An 826-nucleotide genomic window follows, 5' to 3' on the forward strand; every position below is an offset into this window, starting at 1 on the left:
ATAGCGAAACGTAAACCTTTGTCCATAGCGATTGGGTGGATTAGCTCTACGCTCATCTCAACGTTATCGCCTGGCATTACCATTTCAGTACCTTCTTGTAATTGGATTGCACCAGTTACGTCAGTTGTACGGAAGTAGAACTGTGGACGGTAACCATTTAAGAATGGAGTATGACGACCACCTTCTTCTTTTGACAGTACGTATACTTCTGCGTCAAAATTAGTGTGTGGAGTGATTGAACCTGGCTTAGCTAGTACTTGACCACGTTGTACGTCTTCACGCTTAGTACCACGTAATAGTACACCACAGTTCTCACCAGCACGACCTTCGTCTAGTAACTTACGGAACATCTCGATACCAGTACAAGTTGTTTTAACTGTGTCTTTGATACCAACGATTTCGATCTCGTCACCAACGCGTACGATACCAGACTCAACACGGCCAGTTACTACTGTACCACGACCTGAGATTGAGAATACGTCTTCGATTGGCATTAGGAATGGCTTATCGATGTCACGCTCTGGCTCTGGGATGTAAGTGTCTAGAGTGTTTAGTAGTTCAACTACTGCTTGCTCACCGTACTTGCCATCTTTACCGTTTAACGCTTCTAAAGCTGAACCTTTGATGATTGGAGTGTCATCACCTGGGAAGTCGTAGTCTGAAAGTAATTCACGTACTTCCATTTCTACTAGCTCTAGTAATTCTTCATCATCTACCATGTCACATTTGTTCATGAATACGATGATGTATGGAACACCAACCTGACGTGATAACAAGATGTGCTCACGAGTTTGTGGCATTGGGCCGTCAGTAGCTGATACTACTA

The 826-nt window shown here is 43.7% G+C and carries 1 protein-coding gene; it reads right to left on the reverse strand.

Translation table 11 applies throughout. From position 1 onward, the window contains the following. Positions 1-826: elongation factor Tu (locus A1019T_RS00065; RefSeq protein ID WP_077449882.1), on the reverse strand; the 826-nt coding region annotated here is incomplete at both ends.

Origin of the sequence: Psychrobacter piechaudii (assembly GCF_900162825.1) — a bacterium.
GTDB classification, from domain to species: domain Bacteria; phylum Pseudomonadota; class Gammaproteobacteria; order Pseudomonadales; family Moraxellaceae; genus Psychrobacter; species Psychrobacter piechaudii.